Raw genomic sequence first — 24,353 nt, 5'->3', positions numbered from 1 at the left:
GCGTGACGTTCGGCTTGACGTTCGGCTTGGCGGGCGCCCGGCACGGGTCCGGAGGGGGTCATTCGGCGGCCCTCCCGGAGGGGTCGGACCGCGAGAGGTCGGATCGCGAGAGGTCGGCCTGGCGCCCGCCGCCGGGCAGGGCGGGGCCTGTCGGGGCGATGGCGGGGGTGAGGGCGGGCGCGGCGGGGCGGGGGGCGCGGGCGCGCGGGTCGGCCTCGCGGTCCTGGCCCGTGACGGTGATCAGGAAGCTGCGGCCGCGGTCGGGCGAGGCGTAGAGGTAGGGCCGGCCCCAGGGATCCTTGGGCACGGCCGCGCCCTTGAGGTAGGGGCCGTTCCAGGAGGCGAGCCCGCCCGGCGGGCTGACCAGGGCCTGCAGGCCCTCGCCGTCGAGGGGGTAGCGGCCGTTGTCGATGAAGAACAGCTCGACGGCGCTGGACAGGGTCTCGACCTGGATGCGGGCGGTCTTGGCCTTGGACTCGGTGAGGTAGCCGAGCACGCGCGGGCCGACCAGGCTCATGATCAGGCCCATGATCGAGAGCACGACGATGACCTCGACCAGGGTGAAGCCGGCTTGGCGCGCGGCGCGGCGAGAGCCTTGGCGAGCAGCGCGGCGCGCGGCGCGGGCGCGAGGCTCGTCCGGGCTGGCGGTGATGGGGTCGGTCATGGCGTGGCGCTCCCTCCCGGCACGGGCCTGCCGCCTCAGTGGTGGTGATGATGGTGGTGATGGTGGTCCCCGGCGCTCGCCTCGCGGGCGGCGTCCTTCTCGGCGTCCTTCTCCGCCTCCTGGGCGGCGTAGGTGCGGGCCTCGAGATAGGCGAGCACGTCGGCGGCGTCGGCCTCCGAGAGCGCGAGGTTGGGCATGCGCACGGACGGGAAGGCCCGGGCGAGATCGAGGGCGGCCGCGTCGCCCGCCGCGCGCAGCCGCTGCGGGTCGGTGATGTAGGCGGTGAGCCAGTCGCGGGAGCGCCGGGCGCCGATGCCGGCCAGGTCCGGCCCGACGCGGGCGCCCTGGCCGATCGTGTGGCAGGCCGCGCAGGTCTTCAGGAACAGGCTCTGGCCGGGCAGGTCGGTGGCCAGGCTCGCCTCGCCGATTGCGGCCCCGCCGGTGCGGCCGGCGCTGAAGGCGGGGTTCATGGCGCGGATGGTGGCGGCGAGCACGGTGAGGTCGCCGAAGGCGGAGTCGCGGGCCCACTCGCCGGTGGCGTCGTTGTAGAGCAGCAGGGTGCGGCTGTGCTCGACCAGCTTCTGGCTGCGCTCGCCGAGCTTGTGGCGCACCAGCGCGATGGCCTCGGGCTGGCCGGTGAGGAAGGTCCATCCGGGCCCGGCGCCGAAGGCGTCGGCGTAGGCCTTGAGGCGGGCGGGGGTGTCGGTGAGGGGATCGATGCTGATGGCCACGAAGACGGGCTCGGCCGCCTCCGCGCCCTTGTCCTGGGCGCCCTTGTCGTGTGCGAGCTTGTCGTGTGCGAGCTTGTCGTGTGCGAGCTTGTCCTGGACCTGGGTGAGGCGGGCGGTGACGACGGGGCAGATGTCGCGGCAGCTCGTGTAGATGAAGGCGATGACGGCGATCCGGCCTTTCAGCACGTCGGAGTAGAAGCGGCGGCTCTGCCCGTCCTGGTCGGTGAGCGCCACGTCCGGCAGGTAGCCCTCCCCCCAGCGCGTGCCCGCAAGCGACGGGCTCCCCGCGAGCAGGGTCATCGGCAGCGCGGCGAGGAGCGCGAGGCCGAGCCCCGCGCCCATCCGCAGCGCCCGGCGGGCTCCCCGCCGGGCCATGATCCGTCGTCCGTCGCGCGCAGGCATGACCGCCTCAGGTGCTGGTGTTGCGGAAGGTCGGCCGCGCCTCGGGCAGCACCTCCGGCACGCGGAAGGTGACGCCGTCGGGCGAGGGGATCGGCGTGTTCGAGATCTGCCAGTGCGGCCGGCTGCCCGTCCGGGCGAAGTCCGGATCGTTCGGGTCCGGGGTCAGGAGCTGGTAGCGCAGCACCATCGCGAAATCCTCGTGGGCCGTGTTGTGGCAATGGCTCACGTAGGCGCCGCCGAACTCGCCGAAGCAGACCTGGATGCGGACCTTCCCGCTCGGGCGCAGGCGCCAGACGTCCTTGCGCACGAGCTTCTCGGTGGGGCCGATCGAGGCGCCGCCGCGGTCGATCGTGATGCCCTCCTCGAAATGGAGGTGGATCGGGTGGTCCCAGCCGCCGCCGCCGTTGACGAAGGTCCAGTGCTCGACCTCGCCGGGCTTCGGCACCAGGGCGCTGATGCGGTTGGCGTTGAGGGTGTGGGCCGATTGGCCGTTCACCTTGATCGAGTAGGGGAAGGATTCGTGCTCCCCGCAATCCGGGGTGCACAGGCCCGTCTTCGGGTCGCGGGAATCGCCGCCGCCGGAGCGGCCGAACTCGATGACGCGCTCGCGCACGGGAGTGATGACGGGGATCTGGGTGGTCAGCTTCTTGAGCCCGCTCTTCCAGTCCGCGGCCGTGAAGTCCGTGCTCGGGTCTGCCTCCAGGCCCGTGTAGATCCGGGTCGGGTCGTCGACGCTTCGGATCCCGCCCTTGCGGATCCGGAACTCCATGACCGGACCGACGCAGGGATCCTCGATGTCGCCCCTGAGCGCATCCTTCATGGACAGGGCCTTGTCGGGCTTGCGGCCGTCCGTCTGCTTGAGGAGGTTGACGAGGTAGACGCTGTCGCCGTCGGCGAAGGCCGAGAAATCGACGACGATGTCGTAGCGCTCGCCGTTGCCCTGCTCCTCCAGAGCCGTGAGCTGGATCGGATTGACGACGAGGTTGCCGTCGTTGGCGATGAACCAGAACGGCACCGCCGTGCCCGCCGAGAACTTCTTCGACCGGTTGACCCCGAGCGCGAACTTGTAGAACCGCGCCATCGCCGCGTTGAGGATGCGGAAGCGGTACCGGCGCGGCAGCACCTCCATGTAGGGGTAGTAGCCCCCGTTCACGGCGATGACGTCGCCGAGGAAGCCGTCCGTGTCGAAGATGTCGAAGAACATCTGCCCGTCCTTGTCGAAGGCCGGGTTGGAGACGGCGAGGTTCACGTCGAAATCCTGGTTGCCCCAGGCCGTCGCGTCGCCGCTCGGCAGGACAAGGTTCACGCCGTCGCGCACCGCCGTGCAGGCGCGGTCCGGGCCGCTATAGACGTTGCAGAGGGCGAAATTGCCCTTGTGGACGTTCTCGGCCGTGAAGAAGAACCGGTGGTCGTGGAACCACATCGATCCCTGGATCTCGCGGTAATCGCCCTCGACCATCATCAGGCCGCCGTCGTCGGTCGGGCCCGAGGCCTTCTTCTGGTAGAGCGGATCGCTGAAGGCGCGGTGGCTCGGCAGGTCGCGCCGGGCGAGCGTCAGGCCCCAATGGTAGTCGTAGAACGTGCCCGGATAGTGGAAGGCGTTGCAGGCGCCGTCGCTCTCCGCGCCGTTGTGCGCGTTGTGGAAATGGGTCGTGATCTCGTTGCGGCCGAAGCCCTTGTTCTGGGTGCGGTCGGCCGGAAGGTCGTTGTAGATGCGGGTCAGAAGCGGCTCGCCGTAGCGCGCCTTGATCAGGCAGGGCATGCCGTAGCCGAGGCGCGAGCCGGTGCCCGATCCGGCATGGCCCGGCTGGCGCACGCCGAACGACCACATTGCGTTCATGTCCTGCTCGGGCATCTCCCCGCAGAAGCGCGTGCCCGCCTCGCACTGCCCGAGCGACATGAGGTAGCCGACCTTCGGGAACAGGTCGCGGTTCGAGCTCGCCGGGTCCTTCGACCAGCGCTGATGGGCGAAGAACTCGCCCGGCGGGCGGCCCTCGAACGGCCCGCGATAGGTGACGGGATTGGTCAGGCGCTCCCAGTTCGGCCCGCGCTTCGACCACTCGTCGTGGTAGGACAGGCGCCGCCCGGGCAGCTCGCCGGGCAGGGGCTGGCCGTTCGGGCCCATCCAGATCACGTCGTCGCTGCCGGCCGCGGCCACGAGCGGGATGCGCGGCTGCACGAGGGCCCGGTGCAGGGGCTCGTGGAACTTCTGGGCGCCGAAGAGCGGGCTGCGCGGCGTGCCGGTCGGCACGGCCGCGTAGGCGCTGCGCACGAAGGGGCTGAGCCCGTGCTTGGCCGCGATCAGGCCGCCCGCGCCGTAGAGGCCCCAGCGGAACAGGTCGCGCTTGGTGATCTGCCCATGCGAGTGCGCCTTGACGATCTCCAGCCGGTTCTCGCGGGCGCGCTCGGCCTCCCGCATGCGGATCCGGGAGGTGGCTTTCGGGTCCAGGAACATGGCGAAAATCCCCAGAAGACACGCCGGCCCTCGCCCCGGCCCCTCGAGAGGGCCGGCGGCCTGTCCGACATCCGTTGATCGTGCGACGGCTCATGCGCGCGGCACCCGCAGCCGCCCGCGGCGGGCACGGGCTCAGCCCCTCACTCACCCCTGCCGGAGGCCGCGCGTCCCGAACGGGTCTTCGGATCGCTTGGCCGGACCGCGTTCCCGAGGTCCCGCGGGTGCTCTTGCCGGGGCACCTGCCGAGATCCTCGCCGTGATCTCGACCGGGAGCCCTGTCATCCCGACACCCCCACCGTCGGCGCGCCGTTCGGCCCCTTCTCAGTCGACGCGGCGTCCACGTTTTTGTTTTCGCCGATCAGATCTTGCACAATTTGATGAGACGACGAAGATTTGCCACATGTACCGTCTGTCCAGAGTTTTAAACTACAAGTTAACTTTGCAGTATGCGTTTGAACTACGCAGGCCAGACAAGGTACGCTTCGCGACCGTCATTCCCGAGTTGTTCCCTCCGTACGTTTTTGATGCCCAACATCTCAGCACAGGGATGCTTCACCGAAAACGCGAGGATTTTCAATAACTCTGAGTTATTAGAACTGATTAATCACCGGCACGGTACGAGCGGATACAGTATCCGCTTCGGCGGGGGACATCACCCCCGGAAGCGGCACGCGGACACCGAGAGGCGGCCGGCGGGCGCGCGATCTCGACAGTCTTTCCGGCAAAGCAAGGTGTCGGCGGCAAGGTTTCGTGACGTTCTAACCGTGCGATCACACGAAGATGTCGACGAGGCGCCGGCGCACGGGGGCGCTCGTGGGCGCCGCATCGTTTCCGCGGCGCGGCGGATCGAGGCTCTGCACGAGCTCGACCGTCACGCTCTCGCGGGGGGCCTCGCCGCGACGCAACTGTGAGTTGCGCGCTGTCAGTTCGAGATCCGCCTGCCGCAGCAGGCCGATCGCGGTGAGCGGTACGCCGCTGATCATCGGCCGGTCCTCCGGGGAGGTCAGCTCAGCACGGGGGGTGCGAAGATCCGGTATCCGCGATCGGTCGAATGCCGCGGATCGGGCTCAGGCCCGCTCGCGCCGCCGGAGCAGGTATTCCAGGCGCTCCTGCCAGCCCTGCGACCGCTCGGCGGCGGAGAGTTGCAGGCCGCGCCGCGTCGCCATCAGATCGAGGATCATCAGGACGACCCACGGGCCGCCGATGCCGAGGAAGAATGCCATCGCTCCATCGCCTCCGCGTCAGCCGAACCCCGAAGCGTCCCGACAGGATTCGCGGCCACCGATGATAGGCACGCCGGCCCGGGCGGCAAGCGTGCGTTCGGTCCGGTCTCCCGAACGATGCGTCCGGCGCCGCTCCGAACCCGGCCCCGCGCGGCATCGGCAGTTCGACGCATATGAGCCGGCGCGCCTCTGGTGCATGATGATCGCGCCCGATTGACTGCGACGCATTCCAATCTGCTGATTCCATGCCCCGTTCCGTGACGTACCGGATCACCGACACACCCGACGGCCGCTTCGACGTCGCCGTGACCCTGGAGGCTTCCGAGAGGGAGCCCGCCCGGACGTTCCGGCGGGACGGCGTGGCGACGCTCGGCGACGCCGAGGCGTGGGTCGAGGGCCTGCGCGTCCTCATGGCGGCGGTCGGCGCGCCGGTGATCCGGTCCGAGGACGGAGAGCCGGCCGCGGCCGAGGGCGTCCTGCACCGGTCCGATCTCTGAAGGGTCAGGGCAGCAGCGGCGTGCAGACCGTGCCGGCCCCGCCGGCCAGCGGCACGACGGCGACCGGCACGCCGTAGAGGCGCTCCAGGCTCGCCGGGGTGACCGTCTCGGCCGGGGCGCCGAGGCCGATCAGCGCCCCCTCCCGCAGGAGGGCCACCCGGTCGGCGCAGAGGAAGGCGTGGCCGGGATCGTGGGTCGAGAGCACCACCCCGAGGCCGCGCCCCGCGAGGCCGCGGATCTGGCCGAGCACCCGGGCCTGGTTGCCGAAATCGAGGCTCGCGGTCGGCTCGTCCATCACGAGGAGGCGCGGCTCGCCGGCGAGCGCCCGGGCGATCAGGGCGAGCTGGCGCTCGCCGCCGCTGATCTCGGTGTAGACCCGCTCCGCGAGGTGAGCGACGCCGAGCGCCTCCAGCGCCGCCTGGGCCGCCGCGTGGTCGGCCCGGCCCGGGCTCGCGAAGGGCCTGAGCCGGCTCGCGCGGCCCATCAGCACGATCTCGCGGACGCTGAAGGGGAACAGGGCCGCGTGCGCCTGGGGCACGTAGGCGATGCTGCGGGCGAGCCGCGCCCGCGACCAGTGTGAGACGCTCTCCCCTCCACGAGGACGCGGCCGGCCTTCGCGGGCAGGAGGCCGAGCACGGTCTTGAACAGGGTGGTCTTGCCGCAGCCGTTGGGTCCGAGCAGGCACAGCACCTCGCCCGGGAAGACCGCGAAGCCGACGCCGGAGCCCACGATGCGGGCGCCGTAGCCGAAGGCGAGATCCTCGACCCGCAGGAGGGGCTCCGCCCTCACGACCAGCCCCGCCGCGCGGTGGCGAGCAGCCACAGGAAGAAGGGCGCGCCGATCAGCGCCGTGAGGATGCCGAGCGGTACCTCGATCGGGGCGATGGTGCGCGCCACGAGATCGACCGCCAGCAGGTAGCCCGCCCCCAGCATCAGGGAGGCCGGCAGCAGGCGCCGGAAATCCGGCCCGACGAGGAGCCGGGCAACATGGGGCACGATGAGCCCGATCCAGCCGATCACCCCGGTCACCGAGACGGCCGCCGCCGTCACCAGGGTCGCCGCGGCGACGAAGAGGGGGCGCATGAGGCGCGTCTCGACGCCGAGCGCCCGGGCCTCCTCCTCGCCGAGGCTCATCAGGTTCATGCGCCAGCGCAGCAGGATCAGCGGCGCGAGGCCGATCAGGATCGCGGGCAGGATCGCGCCGACATCGGCGAGCGACACCGCAGCGAGGCTGCCGAGCAGCCAGTAGGTGATGGCGGGGAGCTGGTTGTAGGGATCGGCCAGCACCTTGAGGAGCGAGATCGCCGCGCCGAGCACCGCGCCGACGGCGACGCCGGCGAGCACCAGGGTTAGCACGGGGTCGTGCCGGCGCACCGCCGCGCCGACGCCGTAGACGATCGCCACCGCCCCGAGCCCGCCGAGGAAGGCGAGACCCTGGATCGCGGCGACGGGGAGCGACAGGAAGATGCCGGCGACCGCGCCGAGGCTCGCGCCCGCCGAGACGCCGAGGATGTCGGGCGAGACGAGGGGATTGCGGAACAGGCCCTGGTAGGTGGCGCCCGCGGCGGCGAGGCCCGCGCCGACGACGAGGGCGCCCGCGACCCGGGGCACGCGCACCTGCAGGATCACGGTCTGCGCCGTCGCGTCGACCCCGCTCGAGAGCCCGAGGAGCTTGCCCCAGAGCACGGCGAGGATGTCGCCGGGGGGCACGCCGTAGCGCCCGGTGGCGAGGGACAGGAGGGCGAGGAGGAGGAGCGCGAGGACGGGCAGCAGCCCGCGCAGCAGCAGGCGCCGCGGCAGCGCGGCCGCCCGCTCGCCGGCGGTGAGGGCGCGCGTCACCGCCCCGCGCCCGAGAGCAGCGCCGCGACCTGATCGGGCGCGAGGTCGACGTGGTAGAAGAGCCGGTAGAAGGTGCGGGTCTCCGCCTCGATCGGTTGCGGGAACAGGTCCGGGTGGAGCAGGCCCGCGAGCCAGCGCAGGCCGATCAGGCGGTTGATTCCGGGCGGCGCGTCGAACCAGCCGAAGGGCAGGCGGGGCGCCTGGTAGACCCGGCCCGCCTTGACCGCCCTCAGGCCGCTCCAGAGCGGGTCGGTGGCGAGGCTCGCGCGGAAGGGCGCGTCGAGGGTGAGGATCACGTCCGGGTCCCAGGCGAGGACCTGCTCGGGCGAGACGGTGACGAGCCCGCCCCGGCCCGCGGCCTCCGCGACGTTGCGACCGCCCGCGGCGTCCAGGATCTCGGTGTTGATGGAGCCGGCAAGCCCCGTCTCCAGACCCTTCGGTCCCCGCCCGTAATAGACGCGCGGGCGCTTCTCCGGCGGGAGCGGGCCCACCCTGTCGGCGACCTCGGCCAGCACCCGCTCGGAATAGGCGGCGAGCTCGGCGCCGCGCGTCTCCTCGCCCAGCACCGCGCCGAAGCTGCGGTAGGTCTCGGGGATCTTCGCGAAGCGCCCGTCGAGGAGGAGGTAGGGGATCCCGGTCTGCTCCTGCACCCGGTCGGCCAGCGAGGCGTAGGTCGGCCCGGTCGAGCCGACATCGACGATGAGATCGGGCTTCAGGGCCAGCACCGCCTCGACATTCGCGGTGTTGCCGCGCCCGGTGAGGCGGCCGGTCGTCGGCAGGTCCCAGGTCTCGGGTGCGAGATAGGGCCTCTCGTCGGCGTGGGGCGCGCGCACCCAGCCGATCAGCTTGGCGGGCGCCAGGGTGTAGAGCAGCACCGAGGCCGGCGGTCCCGCCGCCAGCACGCGCTCGATGCGCTCGGGGATCGTCACCCGGCGCCCGGCCGCGTCGACGATCTCGCGGGCGGCGGCCGGGCCGAGGAGGGCGAGGAGGAGCGGCAGGATGAGCGTGAGCGCCGCCGGGAGCGCGGGGGCGGGCCGGGGGCGGGCGCGCGGCGAGGGCGTGGGGAGCATGGCGGGCGGACTGTGCGGGAGGCGGGATCGCGCAGCGAGCTTAGGGCGCGCGGGCGGCTTCGCCCATGCGGCGCGCGCGCCCGGAAGTGCGGCGCGCGCGCCCGGAAGGCCCCGTCCCGCCCGGAGCCGGAGAGGGGCCCCGCGCTGGCGGGGCGAACCAGCACCGGGCCTCGCCGCTTGAGAGAGGCACATCACAATCAAAGGGTCGTCCATGTGGTACCTCTACGGTCTCGCCGCGCTGGCGGGAATCGGCAACGCGGTGCAGTCCGGCTCGAACGCGATGCTCGCCCGCACCTTCGCGCAGCCCTTCGCGGCCGGGCTCGTCGTGTCGACGGTGACGGGCGCGACGCTCCTCGTCGCGGGGCTCGTCTCCGGGCGCCTGAGCCTGCCGAGCGCCGAGCAGGCCCTGCAGGCGCCCTGGTGGGCCTGGATCGGCGGCGCGCTCGGGGCCCTCGTGGTCCTGTCCCAGCTCTTCGTGGCCCGGCAGATCGGCGCCGCGCCCTATCTCGGCCTCCTCGTCACGGCGGGCGTCGTCACCTCGATCCTGCTCGACCATTTCGGCTGGGTCGGGTTCGAGCCGCATCCGGCCGGCCTCGGGCGCGTCCTCGGCGCGGTCCTGATGGTCGCGGGCGTCGCCCTGGTGGCGCTGAGCTGAGGAGACCCGTCGATTGCCGCGGATTCCGGTCGCGGCCGGTTAAGATGTCTCCGGCAGGATGTCCCGCGGACGACGGAGACGTGACAGATGCGGAGCCCATCCTTCGCCGGGGCCGCGGCCCTACTCATCGCGGGTGCCCTGGCGGGCGCCCTGCCGGCCGAGGCCCGGGGCGTCCGGTTCTCGGGCTTCCGGAGCCACCACGGCCCGATCCGCGCAGCCGAGCCTGCCCGTGCCCGGACGGAAGCGTCGCCCCTCGGCGGCCTGACCCTGCGGCTCGGGCCGGGGACGGCCACCGCGACGGCCGCGGTCGCCGCCCCGGTCGCGCTCACCGAGCGCGGGCCGATCGCCGCCGTCGTCCCGGCGCCGCTCCCCGCCCCATTCCGCGAGGCGCGCGCCAAGGAGCCCTACTGCCCGAGCGGGCGCCTCGTCGGCGGCAGCCAGGATGCGGCTTCCGGCTTCTGCCTGATCAACTGACGATTTCGTCACCCGAAAGTCCAATCGACGGGCGTGTCCGCCCGCCTCTAGCCTCGCGCAGACGGGGCGGGGAGGCAGCGGCATGGAGCATGGCGGGCGAATCGAGCTGGAAGCGGCGCTGGCCGAGCAGATCGCATCCGAGCTGCGCGCCGCCGCGCGCTTCCACGAGCAGAACGGGAACGACGCCGTCGCCGAGGCCCTGCGCATGGACGCCCGCCGCCACGCCCGCGAGGCCGTGATGCTGCGGGCGCGGGCCGAAGCGCCCGTCTTGGTCCCCGCCTGAGCCCGCGGGCCGCCTCGCCCGAACGGGCTTGCCGTTTCACGCATCGCCCCTCCGACGCCTCGCATGTCGAGCGCGGGTCTCACTCGTCGAGGGCGAGGAGGGCCGCGTCCCCGCCGGAGGCCGCCGTGTTGACCGTCACCGTCTGCTCGGCGGCGAAGCGGGGCAGGTAATGCGGGCCGCCGGCCTTCGGGCCGGTGCCCGACAGGCCGCAGCCGCCGAAGGGCTGCACGCCGACCACCGCGCCGATCATGTTGCGGTTGACGTAGACGTTGCCGTGGGGGAGCCGCTCCACCACCCGCGCCACGGTGGCGTCGATGCGGGAATGGATGCCGAGCGTCAGGCCGTAGCCGAGGGCCGCCACCGCCTCCAGCACCCGGTCGAGATCGGCCGCGGCGTAGCGGGCGACGTGGAGGATCGGGCCGAACACCTCCTCCGTGAGATCCGCCGGGCTCCCGATCTCGTAGATCTGGGGGGCCACGAAATGGCCGCCCGCGGGCGGCCGGCCGTCGAGATGGATCCGCGCCCGCACCCGCATCCGCGCGGCGTGCGCGTCGAGGCGCCGCTTCGCCTCGGCGTCGATGACCGGCCCCACATGGGTCGCGGGATCGCGCGGGTCGCCGAGGCGGAGCTCGCGCGCCGCGCCCGTCACCATCGCGATCACCCGGTCGGCCACGTCCGCCTGCACGAGGAGGAGGCGGAGCGCCGAGCAGCGCTGGCCGGCGGAGCGGAAGGCCGAGGTCACGACGTCGTCGGCGACCTGCTCGGGCAGGGCGGTGGCGTCGACGAGCATCGCGTTGATGCCGCCGGTCTCGGCGATGAGCGGCACGATCGGCCCGTCGCGCCCCGCCAGCGCCCGGTTGATCGCCCGCGCCGTCCCGGTCGAGCCCGTGAAGGCGATTCCGGCCGTCGCCGCGTGCGACACGAGCCGGGCGCCGGCCGCGCCGTCGCCCGGCACGAGCTGGAGCGCGCCCGGCGGGATGCCGGCCCGGTGGAGGAGCCGCACGGCCTCCGCCGCGACGAGCGGCGTCTGCCCGGCGGGCTTGGCCGCGACCGCGTTGCCCGCCATCAGGGCGGCGGCGACCTGGCCGACGAAGATCGCGAGGGGGAAGTTCCAGGGCGAGATCGCGACGAACACGCCCCGCCCGCGCAGGGCCAGGTGGTTCGACTCCCCCGCCGGGCCCGTGAGCGCCTGCGGGGCGACGAACAGGCGCCGGCCCTCGAGGGCGTAGTAGCGGCAGAAATCGACCGCCTCGCGGATCTCGGAGAGCGCGTCGTCGAGAGTCTTGCCGGCCTCCGCCTGGAGGAGGTGGATGAGGCGCCCGCGCCGTCCCTCGATGAGGTCCGCGGCCCGCTCCAGGGCCGCCGCCCTGTCCGCGGCGGGGGTGGCGGCCCAGGCCGGCGCGGCGCGGGCGGCCGCCGCCATCGCCGCGTCGGCGGCCTCGGGAGACGCCTCGACCACCCGGCCGACGATCGCGCCGTCGATCGGGCTGCGGACGTCGCGGGCCGGGCCCGCCACCTCGGTCCCGTCGCGGATCGGAGCGGCGCGGGCGGGCCCCGCGGCCCGCGCACCTCGGCGAGCAAAGCGGCGAGCTCGGCCCGGGCGCCGAACTCGACGCCGTTCGCGCCGCGGCGCCCCGGCGCGTGGAGGTTGCGCGGCAGGGGCAGGCGCGGGTGGCGCGCCCGCTCGGGCGCGCCGACGGCCTCGGCCGGGCGGCGCAGCAGGGTCTCGACCGGCACGGCCGGGTCGGCGGCGAGGGAGACGAAGGAGGAGTTGGCGCCGTTCTCGAGAAGCCGCCGCACGAGGTAGGCGAGGAGGTCACGGTGGCCGCCGACCGGGGCGTAGGTGCGGCAGGCCGTGCCGGGGCGGGCCGCGAGGAGCCGCGCGTAGAGGGCCTCGCCCATGCCGTGCAGGCGCTGGAACTCGTAGCCCTCCGGGCTGCCGGCCCGCTCCGCGATGCTCGCGACGGTCAGCGCGTTGTGGGTGGCGAATTGCGGGAAGAGGCGGGGCCTGTGCGAGAGGAGACGCTCGGCGGCTTCCATGTAGCAGAGGTCGGTCGTGGCCTTGCGGGTGAAGACGGGGTAGTCGGACAGCCCCCGTTCCTGCGCCCGCTTCACCTCCGTGTCCCAGTAGGCGCCCTTGACGAGGCGCACCATCAGGCGCCGCCCGAGCCCGCGGGCGAGATCGGCCACGTGGTCGATCACGGGCAGGCAGCGCTTCTGGTAGGCCTGGACCGCGAGGCCGTACCCGTCCCAGCCCGCGAGCGAGGGATCGGCCAGCACCGCGGCGAAGACGGCGAGAGAGAGTTCCAGCCGGTCGGCCTCCTCGGCGTCGATCGTGAAGCAGAGGTCGTGGGCGCGGGCCGCCCGGGCGAGGTCGAGGAGGACGGGCACGAGCTCGTCCATCACCCGCGCCCGGCTCAAGGGCTCGTAGCGGGGGTGCAGCGCCGAGAGCTTGACCGAGATGCCCGGCCGCTCCGGCAGGGGCGCGTTGCCGGCCGACCGCCCGATCGCCGCGATGGCGCCCGCGTAGGCCGCGCGGTAGGCCTCGGCGTCGGCGGCCGTGCGGGCGCCTTCGCCCAGCATGTCGAAGGAGTAGCGGTAGGGCCGGCCCTCGGCCGTGCCGGCGCGCCGGAGCGCCGCCGTGATCGTCTCGCCGAGCACGAAATGGCCGCCCATCACCCGCATCGCCTGGCGCGCCGCGGTCCGGAGCGCCGGCAGGCCGATGCGGCGGGCGAGCAGGGCGAGCACGCCCTCCGGGGTCTCGCCGGGCTGGATGATCCGGGCCGAGAGGCCGAGCGCCCAGGCCGAGGCGTTGACCAGGATGGCGCCCGAGCGCGTGGCGTGGTGGGCGAAATCGCCCTGGCCGAGCTTGTCCTCGATCAGCCGGTCGGCGGTGGCGGCGTCCGGCACCCGCAGCAGCGCCTCGGCCAGCACCATCAGGGCGAGGCCTTCGCGGGTCGAGAGGCTGTATTCGCGCAGCATCTCCTCGACGCCGCCGAGGCCGCCATCCTCGGCCCGGATCGCCGCGACGAGGTCGCGGGCGAGGGCGTCGACCCTCGCCTCCGCCGCGGCGTCGAGGGCGGGGCCGGAGAGGAAGCCGCGCACGAGGGCGGCGTCGTCGGCCGCGTATGGGGCGGCGAAGGCGGGGAGGGCGGGCGAGACCGGGAGCGGCATGGTGGACGATCTCGAACGAGCGCTCGGCGTCTCTCACGAAACTCCCGCCGCGACGTGACGGCCGGAGGAGGGGACACGGGAACCGGGCGTTGCGCGCCGCCCTGCGGCAGGACCGGGGGCGCCGCCGCGCCTGCGTCACCGGCGCGGGATCACGCTCCGTCGCGCGGGGTCGTCCTGTCGTCCTCGTAGGCGCTGTGGCCTGGCTCGCCCTGGTCGCCCGGCTCCGTCGCGCCGGGGGAACCCGCCCCCTCGGGGCGGCCGGTTGGCCCCCGGTCCGGATAGGCGCGCGGGCCGGCGGGCGGCTCCGCCGGATTCTCGCCGGGCCCGGACGCGGACAGGCCGGGATCGGTGTCGGTGACGCGGCTCATGGACCGTCTCCTCTCGAATCGATGCCCTGGAGGGAGACGGGCGGGCGGCGGGGCGGGTTCCGCCGCCCCGCCGGACGCGTCCTCAGTTGAGGGCCTGGTGCTCGCGCTTGAGCATGTAGGCGCGCTCCGTCAGCTTGTTCCGGCGCTCGGGCTCCACGTCCTTGGCCCGCCAGTAATGGGTGACGAGGCTGCGGCGCGTCTGCTCGGAGTCGCGGATCGGCGCGCCGCCGTGCAGGACCTGGCTGTGCCAGATCAGCACGTCGCCCGGCTCGCCGTAGAAGTAGAAGGGTTCGATCCCGGCGGTCGTCTCCGCCACATAGGCCTGGGCCTGGGCGATGTCGTACCCGAGCGCCGCGATGCTGCCGTTGGGGAAGACGTAGGGCGGGATCTTGTGGCTACCCGGGTAGACGAAGAGCGGGCCGTTCTCCTCGGTGTAGCGGTCGAGGCAGATCGAGGAGACCGCCATCTTGTCCCGGACCGGCGGCGGCATGAACCAGCTGTCGTAATGCGCGGATTGTGCGCTGCCGTACAGGAAGTTCAGGGAGTTGCAGACCATCGGGTCGCCGTCGAGCAGCTCGTTGAGCACCTGCGTCAGCCGGGCGTCGAGGTTGCAGGCGCGGATCACCTCCGAATCGAGGAACAGGTCGTTGATCTTCACCGGCCCCTTGAAGGCGGAGGCCGGCACGTCGGCGATCCGCAGGCGCCGCCCGGACAATTCGCCCGCGATGATGTCGACCGTCACCTTGGGGAAGCGCTCGCGGTGCTCCACCAGGCCCTCCACCTCGGCGTTGACCGCCGCGATCGTCTCCGGCCCGAAGAACTTCGGCAGGATCAGGTAGCCGTTCTCGTCCCAGAAGGTCTGTTGCTCGGGGGTGAGGATCCGCTCCGAGGAGCCGGACAATTTCTTCAGGAAGTTCAGCATGGCATCCGGTTCGCTCGATGGGCGGGGTTGGTCGTGCAGGTGGCGGTCGCGCGGGCGCGCGCTCCGGCGGCGATCGAATCCGGGAGGCCCGGACCTGTCAACCGGCCCGCCCGGACCGCGCGCGCAGAGCAATCTTCGGTCGAATTCTGGCGGAACGGCGACGCAACGCCATCAACGGCGCCCGGATCGCGCCGACATCATCCATCTGGAGGATGATTTTCAAATCCCGCGGCGGCTTTCTGGGCCCGGAAGTGGAGGGTCGTCATGCAGCGTGTGAAGTCTCAGCCAGTCTGGCTCGCGCGCCGGGCCGAGCGCCTGCGTGCGCGGCGCGGCAAGGGGCGCGTCGTGCGCTGGATCGCCTTCGCGTCCGCCGCCGGCGATTCGCGCCCGGAGGATGGCGCCGGAGCGGGCCCCGAAGCCGTCGGGGTTGAGGCCGGGGCGCGCGGGCCAGACGGGCCGGCGGAGGCCGCCGGCAACATCGTGCGCCTCCGCCCGCGCGCGGCCCGACTGGAGACCGGCGACCGGGTCTGAGCGTTCCCGCCGGGACCGCCGGTCGACAGCGCGGCCGTCGCCGCGCGCGCTCACCTTCGGCACGCCTCTTGCGCCGCGCCGCGGGATCGCGCACGGCTCCGGCCATGAAGCAGCTCGAAGCCCTGATCGCCTGGACGCCGACCCGCTGGGCGGATTTGCGGCCCGAGACGGCGGGGCAGGTCGTCGTCGTGCCTTTCCCCGACGCCGATGGGCACGCCAAGGGCTTCATGATGAGCACGGGGGCGAGTTCCTCTGCCCTGCAGGCCCTGCCCGAGGACCAGCGCGTCGCGCGGCTCTTCATCGACTTCAACACGCTGGTGGTGCGCGACGGGCTCGACCCGCAGGCGGTGCATCGGGCCTTCCTTGCCATCGACGAGTACCGCTTCCGCATCGCGCCGGACACCGAGGGCGCCGAGTTCGAGGACCCGCCCGAGGAGGATTGATCGTCGCGGGCGCCGGAAACATTCCGCGACAAAATTCGCGCCCGGCGGCGGCCCGGCGAACCTCGACAGCGGCGGCGGCGCCCTACCTGATGGCGGGGCGGAAGTCCCGCGCCGGAGGTTCTCATGCCCGCAACCCGCCGCACCGTCATCGCCGGGGCCGCGCTGCTGCCCGCCCTGATGCCCGCCGCGCTGCGGGCCGCGGAAGGCCCGGGTCCGCTGATCCGGCGGCCGATTCCGTCCTCCGGCGAGACCCTGCCCGCCATCGGCATCGGCACCTCGCGCCGCTACGAGGTCGAGCCCATCCCGGAGATGATCGCCCCCCTGCGGGAGGCGGTCGAGCGCTTCGTGGCGCTCGGCGGCTCGGTCATCGACACGGCGCCGAGCTACGGCACCGCCGAGGATGTGCTCGGCCACATCCTGCAGGGCCCCTTGCGCGAGCGGGTGTTCCTGGCGAGCAAGGTCAGCGAGAGCGGGCGCGAGGCGGGCGCGGCCCAGATCGCCCGCTCCTTCGAGCGCCTGCGCACGGACCGGATCGACCTCGTCGCCGTCCACAACCTGATCGACCCGGGAAACAACCTCGCCACCCTGCGCGACCTGAAGGCCAAGGGCCGCATCCGCTACGTCGGCGTCACGGTCTGGCGGGACGGGCAGTTCGACGGCCTCGAGCCGCTGATGCGGGCGGAACCCCTCGACTTCATCCAGGTCAACTACGCCATCGACAACCGGGCCGCGGCCGAGCGCGTCCTGCCGCTCGCGGCCGAGCGCGGCATGGCCGTGATGGTCAACGTGCCTTTCGGGCGCGACCGGCTGTTCAAGGCCGTGCAGGGACGCGAGCTGCCGCCCTTTGCCGCCGCGTTCGACTGCGCGAGTTGGCCGCAATTCTTTCTGAAATACGTCCTCGCCAACCCGGCCGTGACCTGCCCGATCCCCGGCATGGCGAAAGCGGCCTATGTCGAGGACAACCTCGGCGCTGCCCGCGGGCGCCTGCCCGACGCCGCGGAGCGGGCCAAGATGGAGGCGTTCATCGATGCGCTCTGACATCACCCGCCGCGCGGCCCTCGCGCTCGCCCTCGGCCTGCTCGCTCTCCCGGCCCACGCGCAGGAAGCCGGGACGAAGCCCCTGCGCATCGGCATCATCGGCGCGGGAAAGATCGGCGGCACCATCGGCACCCTCTGGGTCAGGGCCGGGCACGAGGTGATGTTCTCCTCCCGCCACCCGGAGGAGCTGAAGGGTCTCGTCGAGGGCCTCGGCGCGCGGGCGCGGGCGGGCACGCCGGCGGAGGCGATCCGCTTCGGCGACGCGGTCTTCGTGGCCGTGCCCTACAAGGCCTACCCGCAGCTCGGGGCCGATCACGGCGAGGCGCTCAGGGGCAAGATCGTGCTCGATGCCGGCAACGCAACGCAGGCCCGGGACGGGGACCTCCACGCCGAGGTCGCCGCCAACGGCATCGGCGCGACGAGCGCGAAATTCCTCGCGGGCGCGCGGCTGGTACGGGCCTTCAACGCCGCGAACTACCGGATCTTCGAGGCGAACGCGAACCGGCCCGCGCCCCGCATGGCGGTGCCGATCGCGGCCGACGACGCGGCGGCCCTGGAGCTGGGCGGGCGCCTCGTCGCGGATGCCGGCTTCGATCCCGTCCCGGTCGGCATGCTGAAGGACGCGGACCGGTTCGCGATGGGCTCGGCCGGCTTCGGGCACAACCTGTCCGCGCCGGACCTGCGCGCCAAGCTCGGGCTCGCCCCGTGAGGCAGGGCGCGGGCACCACCGCCTCACGACCTGCACGGCTCACCTCTCCCGTTCGGGAAGGCCTGAATCCGCGGGACGCGGACCGGGCGAGGGATCCCGCTTCATCCGGAGAGGTCGCATCCCTCACTCCCACCCTCTCCCGCAGGGAAGAGGGCGCGCGCTGCGCCACCCATGCCTGATTCGCCCCCTGCAGGCCGCGGCGTCCTCGCCCGGCTCGTCGACGTGCGGCCCGGCGAGGGGCGGGCCCTCGCCTGGTCCTGGGCCTACATCTTCTCGATTCTCGCCGCCTACTACGTGCTGCGGCCGATCCGCGACCAGATGGGCGTGGCCGGCGGCATCGAGAATCTGCCCTGGCTGTTCACGGCGACGCTTCTCGGCATGCTCGCCCTCAACCTGCCCTTCGGCTGGCTGGTGAAGAGCCTGCCGCGGGCCCGCTTCGTGCCGCTGACCTACCGGTTCTTCGCCCTCAACATCCTGCTCTTCGCCCTCGCCCTGTACCTCGCCCCGCCGGAGGCGGACGTGTGGATCGGGCGGGTGTTCTTCGTCTGGCTGTCGATCTTCAACCTGTTCGTGGTGTCGATCTTCTGGGCGACCATCGTCGACGTGTTCTCGACGGAGCAGGGCAAGCGCCTGTTCGGCTTCATCGCGGCGGGCGCGACCCTTGGCGCCATCGCGGGCTCGGCCACCACGGCCCTGCTCGCCCGCTCCGTGCCGACCTGGGCGCTCCTCCTCGGGGCGGTCGTCCTGCTCGAGGCCGCCGTGTTCAGCATGCGCGGCCTCGCCCGCCTCTCGGAGCGCCTGCACCGGGTGCCCGGGGAGGCGCCCGAGCACGCCCCGATCGGCGGCAGCGCGCTCGCCGGCATCACCCGGACGCTCGCCTCGCCCTATCTCCTGAACATCGGCCTGTTCCTGCTGCTGTTCTCGGTGACCTCCACCTTCCTGTATTTCGAGCAGGCGGGCATCGCGAAGCGCAGCTTCCCCGACCGGGGTGCGCAGACGGCCTTCTTCGCCACCGTCGACCTCCTGGTGAACGGGCTGACCCTCGGGGTGCAGCTCTTCCTGACGGGCCGGATCGTGCGGCGGCTCGGGGTCGGCTGGACGCTGGCGCTCCTGCCGGCGGCGAGCGTCGCGGGCTTCGTGGGCCTGGCCCTCTCGCCGACCATCACGGCGATCGTCGCCTTCCAGGTCTTCCGGCGGGCGGGCAATTTCGCCATCGCCCGGCCGATCCGGGAGGTGCTGTTCACGGTGGTCCCGCGGGAGGACCGCTACAAGGCGAAGGGCTTCATCGACACGGTGGTCTACCGGCTCGGCGACCAGGTCGGCGCGTGGTCCTACGCGGGGATCGCGGCGCTCGGCTTCGGGGCGACGGCCGTCGCGGTCACGGCGGTGCCGCTCTCGCTGGCGTGGCTCCTCAACGCCCTCTGGCTCGGGCGCGCGCAGGAGAAGCGGGCCGCGCGGACGGAGGAGGCCGGTACCGGGGAGCCGGCCTGATTCAGCCCCGCCGCGGCCGCCCGGAGCGGACCGGGATGGGGCGCGGGGCGGGACCCGCCCCGCGCGCGGCCAGAATGGAGGCGGCGAGGACGGCGAGGAGGGCGGCCAGGGATGCCGCGAGGGAGGCGGCCAGCGGGCCGTCGCTCAAGTGCAAGGCCCCGTGGACGATCGTCATGGCTCAGCCCTCCGAATCCCGTCTCGAACCGTGGTCCCCGTAAGGTTAACGACCCGTTAAGGCCTCTCCTCCGGGGCGAGCGCGTCGAGGCGGGCGCGGCCCTGCTCGGTGATCTGCCAGATCGCGAAGGTGCCGCCGATATGCGGCCCGGCCTGGGTGCCGACCCATTGCAGGCGGCCGGCCCGCTCCAGCACGCGCAGGCGCGCGTGGTCCCGGGGCCAAGCCCGGTCCGGGCTCTGCTTGATCGAGATGCGGCCCTCCACCGAGATGGCGGCCTTCGTGAGCAGACGACGCTCGTGGCGCTGCATGGATCCTCCTGTCCGACGTTCTGCCGCGGCCGTGCGGCCGCGAGGCGAGGGCCATCGCGGCCGGCGCAGGGCCCGCGATGGGTGAGGGGCCGTGCGACCGTCCGTCCCGAGAGGGGGAGGGCCGTGCGGCGGGGTTGGGATGGGCTCGACACGTCCGTTCGAGACCCGGGGCATCCTCCAGGATGCCGTTGCGCGGCCCCTCCGGTGAGGGGCTGACCCACCGAATCGGCGGGAACGCGGGGAACGCGGCCGAAGCTTAACCGCAAGAATGCCACATGCAAGGCCAAGTTGAGACGTTCGGTCAAGGCTCGCTTCGCAGGTCTCCCCGGGCGGGAAGGGGCTGGACGCGGGGGCGCCCGGTCCTGTCTAAGGCGTCTGTTAACCACGATCCGGGGAACCTGCCGCCGGGCTCCGAGGTCACCTCGGCGCCCGCGCGGAGTGCGTCGCGCCGCGTCGCCGAACTGGGAGAGGGGTCTTGCAGGGATTGCGCGCCAGCCTCGCTTGCTGCCTCGGCCTCGTGATCGCGCAGGCCGCGCCGGCGCTCGCCGATCCGGCGGGCGAATCGGCTTTCCCCGTCGTGGCGGACGGTCCCGCGCAGCCCCTGCTCCTGCGCATCCGCCCGCAGGGCGCGCCCCCGAGATCGGCGCGGGCGGGGGCGCCCTCCCGGACGCCGAGGCCGCCCGCCGGGCGCTGGCGGCCCGCGAGGCGGTGTGGGAGCGCGCGAGCGTCCGCGCCCGCATCGCCATCGCGTCCGTCTGCACCGGCTGCCTCAAACCGGTGCCGCCGGCGCCGTTGCCCGAGCCCGTCCGCGCGGCACCCGAGACGCTCGCCGCGATCGGCCCGGCCGATTCGACAACCGGAGGAGATCCATGACGCAATCGCATCCGACCAGCGGCGCCACGCCGGACCCGAACTGCCCCGTCTCCCTCGACCTCCTCGGCGAGGTCTACCGGGCGGACGAGTACGACCTGCCCGAGATCCTGGCCCGGATCCCGCCGCTGACCCGGGCGAAGCTCGCCGCCTACCTCTACGGCAAGAGCCACATGCACCAGCTCGGCCTCACGGTGGCCCGGGCCTGCGAGCGCGACGACCTCGTCCGGGCCGCCGGCGAGATCGGCGCGGTGATCCACGGGCAGGCCCATCTGAAGCCCGCCCGGCCCGCTCCGAGCGAGCCCAGCGCCCGTCCGGGCGCGGCCAAGCCCGGCGCGCCGCGCAAGATCAGCCTCGGCGGCTCGTCCGCCAAGGGACGCAGCTTCGACGACTGACATCGAGACGCCGGAACCCGGCCCCGGGGAAACCCGCGGGCGGGGCTCGGCGTTGGCGACAAGCGTGACGGGAGACGGCCTGAATGTTCGGTACGTGGTGGAAGCTCGGGATCGATGCCACGATGCTGGCGCTCGAATCGCAGCAGGTGATCGGCATGCGGCTCGTGAAGCTCTCCGCCGGCGGCACAGCTGCGCAGGTCGAGGCGCAGCGCATGGTCAGCGAGAAGATCATGGCCGCGGGCGAGGCCGCCCTCCTCGTCGCCTCGGGCGGCTCCACGGCCCGGGTCGTGGCCGGCTACCGCCGCAAGGTGCGGGCGAACGCACGCCGCCTGTCGCGGGGCTAGTCACGGCAATCCGGACCCGTGGTTTCGCCCAATATTCGCACGCAAGTTGTGCTCAAACCGCCCAACAACTGCCGTTAACGGTCTCTTAACCATGCCTTCGCATCGTCCGGACCGGACGACGGAAGAGGGTGGACCACCATGTACGAGCAGAACGTGCGCGAGCGCGCCTACTATATCTGGGAAGACGAGGGCCGCGTCGTCGGACGGGCCGAGGAGCATTGGTTCCGGGCCGAGGCCGAGATCGGCGCCGCGCGGGCGGGCACGAACGCGGCGGGCACCGAGGTCGCGGCGAAGGGCGTGACGGCTCCGGCCAAGGTCGAGACGAAGAACGCCGCCAAGGCCGCTGCCAAGGCTGCTGAAAAGCCTGCCGCCAAGACCGCCGACAAGAGCGCTGCCAAGGCCGTCGAGGCGCCGGTCAAGAAGGCGGCGAAGGCTCCCGCCAAGACCGCGGCCAAGGCTCCGGCGGCGGCCAAGGCTCCTGAGAAGGCCAAGGCTCCTGAGAAGGCTAAGGCTCCCGCGAAGAGCGCCGCGGCCGAGACGAAGGCGGTCGCCGCCAAGGCGAAATCTCCCCGCAACGCGGGCGCGTCCCTGCACTGAGCCTCGCGGATCACGCCGCGCTCGAAGGGCCCGCCCCCTCACCGGGGCGGGCCCTTCGCGTTCGTGCAGGGGTCGGAACGGCCGCGCGGCTCGGCCGTTGTCACGGCAAAGCTTGATCCGGGGCGCCACCCGCGCCCGCCGCGCATCCGAGAAGCTGCCATGAAGCCCATCCTCGTCCTCGCCGCCCTGCTGGCCGCCCCCCTGGCTCTCCCCGGCGCGGCCGAGGCCGGATCCCGGCCCGCTCCCTACGGCTACGGCGATCCCGCTGCCGCGCCCCTGCCCGTGACGGCGGGCGGCCGCGCCCCCTGGAACCGGCCCTGGGAGTACGATTCGGGCAGCGACAACGACCGGCGGCCGGAACTGCCCTATTACCAGCAGGGCCGCGGCCAGCAGACCGGCGGCCCGGCCCGCAACCTCCTGCCCGACGACGGGCTGCACCTGTTCCCGCGCTGAGGGGGGCGGGCGGGCATGAGCGTCAAGGCAGTCATCTTCGACATCGACGGCACCCTCCTCGACAGCGTGGACCTGCACGCGCGGGCCTGGGTCGCGGCATTCCGGCATTTCGGGGTCGAGACCGAGGAGGCGGCGGTGCGCGCCCAGATCGGCAAGGGCGGCGACCAGCTGATGCCCGTGTTCCTGCCGGAGGAGCGCGTCGCGCGCGAGGGCGAGACGATCGAGGCCTACCGCTCGGACCTGTTCAAGCGGGACTACCTGTCGCAGGTCCGCCCCTTCCCCGGGGTGCGCGCCCTGTTCGAGCGGATCCGCGGCGACGGGCGGAGGCTCGCGCTCGCCTCCTCCGGCAAGAAGGACGAGGTGGCGCATTATCAGGAGATCCTCGGGATCGGCGATCTCGTCGACGTGGCGACGAGCGCGGACGATGCCGAGCGCTCGAAGCCGCATCCCGACATCTTCGCCGCCGTGATCGAGAAGCTGCGCCCGCTCGGCGTGCGGGAGATGATCGCGGTGGGCGACACGCCCTACGACGCGGAGGCCGCCGCCAAGGTGCGGCTCGCGACGATCGGCGTCCTCTGCGGCGGCTTCCCCGAGGCCGACCTCTCGGCCGCCGGCTGCACCGCGATCTACCGCGACCCGCAGGACCTGCTCGACGGCTACGACGCCTCGCCCCTGCGGCGCTAGGACGGCCCCGCCGGGCCATCCCCAGACCGGCCTGTGGGCGGCGGTGGACGCTGTTGCGATGATGCGACATCGGTAACGTGCCGGCTACCAATCGGCCGCGAGATGACTGGCGCGGGGCGCGCAAACGGTTTAGCGAGCCGCCGCGACGGACACCGATCCTTCGAGGACGAGCGCGGAAGATGTCTCAGCCGGCCCAGTCGAAACCCGAGACGGCCCCGAAATCCCTGCAGGAGCAGATCGCCGAGGCGGTGCGCAACCGGGGGGTGCCGATCAGCCACCTGCTGCGGCTGATGTCGGCCCTCGAGGCGGACGGGAGCGCGAACGAGAACCTGCGGACGCAGCTGCGCGCCCGCATCGGCCTGCCGCTGAGCGCCTGATTGCGCTGAGCCGCCGGCTCAGCGGCGCCGGACGCGCCGGGCCTTGCGGGACGGGCGCGCCGCCGCCCGCTTCATGCAGGCATAGTAGATCTGGCGCCCGATCGCGTGCGGGCCGAGGCCGCCCGGGTCGGGCGTGGCGAAGACCCGCGCCCGCGCCTCGTTGCGGCAGGCGGCGTCCTGCGCGCTGCGGATCGGCGGTTCCGCCCGCGCCTCACCCCCGAAGCCGGCAACGCCCAGGATCAGGCCGAGGCTCACCACGACGTGCGGCAGGACGAGGGGGAGGGGCCGGCGGCTCTGGGGGGCGTCGAGCATGGAGGTCGATCCTCTGGCGGTTGGGCGGCGGGCCCGCGCGGTTCGTGCGGGCCCGGTCGCAGGAAGATAGGGCGATCGCGGGGAGGCGGCGCCACGCCCGGCGACGGAAGATCAGTCGCGCGGGAGGGCCGGACGGTTCATCGCCGAATGTGGATCATCCGTCGCGTCCTCAGGGCAGCAGCCAGAGGCAGCCCGCGGCCTCTCGGACCGCGAGGCACTCGAAGGGCGCGCCCCCCACCATCGCCCGGTGCTCGACGGCGCCGAGCGCCGCGCGCGGCACCCGCCGGCAGCCGGTCCGCTCGGCGAGATGGGACGAAGCGGCGGCCCGGTCGCCCGGCGCACCGGCCATCAGGAGCCGCAACTCGACCAGGGATTCGCAGACGATGGCATCGCCCGCGCCGGCGGGCTGCGCCGGGGCAGGCCCGGCCGCCAGGGCGCCGAGTCCGATGCCGGCGATCGCCACCCCTCTCCACCGACCCTCCCGCATGGACGCTCGCCCCTCCGCTGTCCGTTCGCGGGTGAGCTAGGGCCGGGGCAAGGCGGCGGCGAGGACCGCCCGCTCAGTAATTGGGGGCGTAGCCGTAGGGCCGGTAGAGCGGCCGCGGGCGGTAATAGCCGTAGGGCCCGTAGAAGCGCCGGGGGCCGTAATAGCCGTAGGGGCGGTAGTAGCGGCGCCGCCAGTAGGGCCGAGGGCCCACGTAGAAGCCGAATTGCGCAGGCGTCGGGCCCGCCTGCTTCGCGGCGAGCGCCGGATCCGGCCCGAGGGGGGCCGCCGACGCGGATGGCGGGCCGGCGAGGATCGCGCCCGCCATCAGGGCCGATGCGAGGAAGAAGCGCTTGCGCATGCCTGTCTCCAATCGAACCGGGCGC

The 24,353-nt window shown here is 73.1% G+C and carries 29 protein-coding genes and 2 pseudogenes; 15 read left to right on the top strand and 16 right to left on the bottom strand.

Annotated elements, in window-relative coordinates:
• Nucleotides 1-58: 58 nt before the first annotated feature.
• From gspG to DK389_RS33100, 5 genes are all read right to left on the bottom strand, one after another.
• The gene (gene gspG, locus DK389_RS28425; RefSeq protein ID WP_109894796.1) at nucleotides 59-664 is read right to left on the bottom strand and encodes a type II secretion system major pseudopilin GspG; all 606 of its coding nucleotides are present in this window, start codon (nucleotides 662-664) and stop codon (nucleotides 59-61) included.
• 35 nt (nucleotides 665-699) lie between these two features.
• Nucleotides 700-1,770, bottom strand: coding sequence for an SCO family protein (locus tag DK389_RS28420; RefSeq protein ID WP_162560921.1), 1,071 nt, complete (start codon nucleotides 1,768-1,770; stop codon nucleotides 700-702).
• 34 nt (nucleotides 1,771-1,804) lie between these two features.
• Nucleotides 1,805-4,252 carry a multicopper oxidase domain-containing protein gene (locus tag DK389_RS28415; RefSeq protein ID WP_109894792.1) on the bottom strand — a complete coding sequence of 816 codons (2,448 nt, stop codon included), beginning with the start codon at nucleotides 4,250-4,252 and terminating at the stop codon, nucleotides 1,805-1,807.
• A gap of 770 nt (nucleotides 4,253-5,022) precedes the next feature.
• The gene (locus DK389_RS28410) at nucleotides 5,023-5,235 is read right to left on the bottom strand and encodes a hypothetical protein (RefSeq protein WP_109894790.1); all 213 of its coding nucleotides are present in this window, start codon (nucleotides 5,233-5,235) and stop codon (nucleotides 5,023-5,025) included.
• A gap of 84 nt (nucleotides 5,236-5,319) precedes the next feature.
• On the bottom strand, nucleotides 5,320-5,475 hold the full coding sequence (locus DK389_RS33100; protein WP_162560920.1) for a hypothetical protein: 156 nt from the start codon (nucleotides 5,473-5,475) through the stop codon (nucleotides 5,320-5,322).
• A 245-nt stretch (nucleotides 5,476-5,720) separates the two neighbouring features.
• On the opposite strand from DK389_RS33100, the gene DK389_RS28405 reads away from it, so the two are divergent.
• Nucleotides 5,721-5,972 (top strand): hypothetical protein, encoded by a 252-nt coding sequence (locus DK389_RS28405; protein ID WP_109894788.1) that lies wholly within the window; start codon nucleotides 5,721-5,723, stop codon nucleotides 5,970-5,972.
• 4 nt (nucleotides 5,973-5,976) lie between these two features.
• On the opposite strand, the pseudogene DK389_RS28400 reads toward DK389_RS28405, so the two are convergent.
• The 3 genes and pseudogenes from DK389_RS28400 to DK389_RS28390 form a co-directional block, all read right to left on the bottom strand.
• Nucleotides 5,977-6,761: pseudogene (locus DK389_RS28400) on the bottom strand (ABC transporter ATP-binding protein).
• The gene (locus tag DK389_RS28395) at nucleotides 6,758-7,810 is read right to left on the bottom strand and encodes a FecCD family ABC transporter permease (protein WP_109894786.1); all 1,053 of its coding nucleotides are present in this window, start codon (nucleotides 7,808-7,810) and stop codon (nucleotides 6,758-6,760) included. Before DK389_RS28395 ends, DK389_RS28400 begins: the two are co-directional and overlap by 4 nt.
• Complete coding sequence (locus tag DK389_RS28390) at nucleotides 7,807-8,808, bottom strand: iron ABC transporter substrate-binding protein (RefSeq protein ID WP_418292081.1); 1,002 nt, start codon at nucleotides 8,806-8,808, stop codon at nucleotides 7,807-7,809. The genes DK389_RS28395 and DK389_RS28390 overlap by 4 nt, the downstream gene beginning before the upstream one ends.
• Before the next feature lie 283 nt (nucleotides 8,809-9,091).
• On the opposite strand from DK389_RS28390, the gene DK389_RS28385 reads away from it, so the two are divergent.
• The 3 genes from DK389_RS28385 (at nucleotide 9,092) to DK389_RS28375 (ending at nucleotide 10,292) form a co-directional block, all read left to right on the top strand.
• On the top strand, nucleotides 9,092-9,535 hold the full coding sequence (locus tag DK389_RS28385) for a DMT family transporter (protein ID WP_109894782.1): 444 nt from the start codon (nucleotides 9,092-9,094) through the stop codon (nucleotides 9,533-9,535).
• Nucleotides 9,536-9,622: 87 nt separating this feature from the next.
• Nucleotides 9,623-10,009, top strand: coding sequence for a hypothetical protein (locus DK389_RS28380; protein ID WP_109894780.1), 387 nt, complete (start codon nucleotides 9,623-9,625; stop codon nucleotides 10,007-10,009).
• 82 nt (nucleotides 10,010-10,091) lie between these two features.
• On the top strand, nucleotides 10,092-10,292 hold the full coding sequence (locus DK389_RS28375) for a hypothetical protein (RefSeq protein ID WP_109894778.1): 201 nt from the start codon (nucleotides 10,092-10,094) through the stop codon (nucleotides 10,290-10,292).
• Nucleotides 10,293-10,371: 79 nt separating this feature from the next.
• On the opposite strand, the pseudogene putA reads toward DK389_RS28375, so the two are convergent.
• The 3 genes and pseudogenes from putA to DK389_RS28360 all read right to left on the bottom strand — a co-directional run bounded on the left by putA (nucleotide 10,372) and on the right by DK389_RS28360 (nucleotide 14,756).
• Nucleotides 10,372-13,466, bottom strand: a pseudogene (gene putA / locus DK389_RS28370) (bifunctional proline dehydrogenase/L-glutamate gamma-semialdehyde dehydrogenase PutA).
• A gap of 149 nt (nucleotides 13,467-13,615) precedes the next feature.
• The gene (locus DK389_RS28365; protein ID WP_109894776.1) at nucleotides 13,616-13,834 is read right to left on the bottom strand and encodes a hypothetical protein; all 219 of its coding nucleotides are present in this window, start codon (nucleotides 13,832-13,834) and stop codon (nucleotides 13,616-13,618) included.
• 82 nt (nucleotides 13,835-13,916) lie between these two features.
• Entirely contained in the window at nucleotides 13,917-14,756 is an 840-nt protein-coding gene (locus DK389_RS28360) for a phytanoyl-CoA dioxygenase family protein (RefSeq protein WP_109894774.1), read from the bottom strand.
• Between the two features lie 264 nt (nucleotides 14,757-15,020).
• Here DK389_RS28360 and DK389_RS28355 point away from each other — a divergent pair, with 264 nt between their 5' ends.
• The 5 genes from DK389_RS28355 (at nucleotide 15,021) to DK389_RS28335 (ending at nucleotide 18,968) form a co-directional block, all read left to right on the top strand.
• Nucleotides 15,021-15,287, top strand: coding sequence for a hypothetical protein (locus tag DK389_RS28355; RefSeq protein WP_109894772.1), 267 nt, complete (start codon nucleotides 15,021-15,023; stop codon nucleotides 15,285-15,287).
• A gap of 104 nt (nucleotides 15,288-15,391) precedes the next feature.
• Complete coding sequence (locus tag DK389_RS28350; protein ID WP_109894770.1) at nucleotides 15,392-15,730, top strand: hypothetical protein; 339 nt, start codon at nucleotides 15,392-15,394, stop codon at nucleotides 15,728-15,730.
• A 123-nt stretch (nucleotides 15,731-15,853) separates the two neighbouring features.
• Nucleotides 15,854-16,768, top strand: coding sequence for an aldo/keto reductase (locus DK389_RS28345; RefSeq protein WP_109894768.1), 915 nt, complete (start codon nucleotides 15,854-15,856; stop codon nucleotides 16,766-16,768).
• A complete protein-coding gene (locus DK389_RS28340; RefSeq protein WP_109894766.1) occupies nucleotides 16,758-17,477 on the top strand; it encodes an NADPH-dependent F420 reductase in 720 nt (239 codons plus the stop codon). Before DK389_RS28345 ends, DK389_RS28340 begins: the two co-directional genes overlap by 11 nt.
• 171 nt (nucleotides 17,478-17,648) lie before the next feature.
• A complete protein-coding gene (locus DK389_RS28335; protein WP_109894764.1) occupies nucleotides 17,649-18,968 on the top strand; it encodes an NTP/NDP exchange transporter in 1,320 nt (439 codons plus the stop codon).
• A gap of 1 nt (nucleotide 18,969) precedes the next feature.
• Here the strand turns inward: DK389_RS28335 and DK389_RS33095 are convergent, their stop codons facing one another.
• Nucleotides 18,970-19,143 carry a hypothetical protein gene (locus DK389_RS33095; RefSeq protein ID WP_162560919.1) on the bottom strand — a complete coding sequence of 58 codons (174 nt, stop codon included), beginning with the start codon at nucleotides 19,141-19,143 and terminating at the stop codon, nucleotides 18,970-18,972.
• Nucleotides 19,144-19,199: 56 nt separating this feature from the next.
• Nucleotides 19,200-19,451, bottom strand: a complete 252-nt coding sequence (locus DK389_RS28330; RefSeq protein ID WP_109894762.1) for a hypothetical protein — start codon at nucleotides 19,449-19,451, stop codon at nucleotides 19,200-19,202.
• An 869-nt stretch (nucleotides 19,452-20,320) separates the two neighbouring features.
• Here DK389_RS28330 and DK389_RS28320 point away from each other — a divergent pair.
• The 6 genes from DK389_RS28320 to DK389_RS28295 all read left to right on the top strand — a co-directional run bounded on the left by DK389_RS28320 (nucleotide 20,321) and on the right by DK389_RS28295 (nucleotide 23,171).
• Nucleotides 20,321-20,716 carry a hypothetical protein gene (locus DK389_RS28320; protein ID WP_109894760.1) on the top strand — a complete coding sequence of 132 codons (396 nt, stop codon included), beginning with the start codon at nucleotides 20,321-20,323 and terminating at the stop codon, nucleotides 20,714-20,716.
• Between the two features lie 83 nt (nucleotides 20,717-20,799).
• Nucleotides 20,800-21,060, top strand: a complete 261-nt coding sequence (locus DK389_RS28315) for a hypothetical protein (protein WP_109894758.1) — start codon at nucleotides 20,800-20,802, stop codon at nucleotides 21,058-21,060.
• Between the two features lie 138 nt (nucleotides 21,061-21,198).
• Nucleotides 21,199-21,657 (top strand): DUF2934 domain-containing protein, encoded by a 459-nt coding sequence (locus DK389_RS28310; protein ID WP_109894756.1) that lies wholly within the window; start codon nucleotides 21,199-21,201, stop codon nucleotides 21,655-21,657.
• A gap of 159 nt (nucleotides 21,658-21,816) precedes the next feature.
• Complete coding sequence (locus DK389_RS28305) at nucleotides 21,817-22,110, top strand: hypothetical protein (RefSeq protein ID WP_109894754.1); 294 nt, start codon at nucleotides 21,817-21,819, stop codon at nucleotides 22,108-22,110.
• Between the two features lie 15 nt (nucleotides 22,111-22,125).
• Nucleotides 22,126-22,794, top strand: a complete 669-nt coding sequence (locus DK389_RS28300) for an HAD family hydrolase (RefSeq protein WP_109894752.1) — start codon at nucleotides 22,126-22,128, stop codon at nucleotides 22,792-22,794.
• Between the two features lie 179 nt (nucleotides 22,795-22,973).
• Nucleotides 22,974-23,171, top strand: coding sequence for a hypothetical protein (locus DK389_RS28295; protein WP_109894750.1), 198 nt, complete (start codon nucleotides 22,974-22,976; stop codon nucleotides 23,169-23,171).
• An 18-nt stretch (nucleotides 23,172-23,189) separates the two neighbouring features.
• Here DK389_RS28295 and DK389_RS28290 read toward each other — a convergent pair whose 3' ends face one another.
• From DK389_RS28290 to DK389_RS28280, 3 genes are all read right to left on the bottom strand, one after another.
• Nucleotides 23,190-23,483 carry a hypothetical protein gene (locus DK389_RS28290; RefSeq protein ID WP_236960415.1) on the bottom strand — a complete coding sequence of 98 codons (294 nt, stop codon included), beginning with the start codon at nucleotides 23,481-23,483 and terminating at the stop codon, nucleotides 23,190-23,192.
• 169 nt (nucleotides 23,484-23,652) lie between these two features.
• Nucleotides 23,653-23,970 (bottom strand): hypothetical protein, encoded by a 318-nt coding sequence (locus tag DK389_RS28285; protein WP_162560918.1) that lies wholly within the window; start codon nucleotides 23,968-23,970, stop codon nucleotides 23,653-23,655.
• 73 nt (nucleotides 23,971-24,043) lie between these two features.
• Nucleotides 24,044-24,328, bottom strand: a complete 285-nt coding sequence (locus tag DK389_RS28280) for a hypothetical protein (protein WP_109894746.1) — start codon at nucleotides 24,326-24,328, stop codon at nucleotides 24,044-24,046.
• Nucleotides 24,329-24,353 lie beyond the last annotated feature (25 nt).

This window comes from Methylobacterium durans (assembly GCF_003173715.1).
Lineage (GTDB): Bacteria > Pseudomonadota > Alphaproteobacteria > Rhizobiales > Beijerinckiaceae > Methylobacterium > Methylobacterium durans.
The sequence above is the reverse complement of the archived record's forward strand: the minus strand, read 5'-3'. Positions and strand labels throughout refer to the sequence as shown.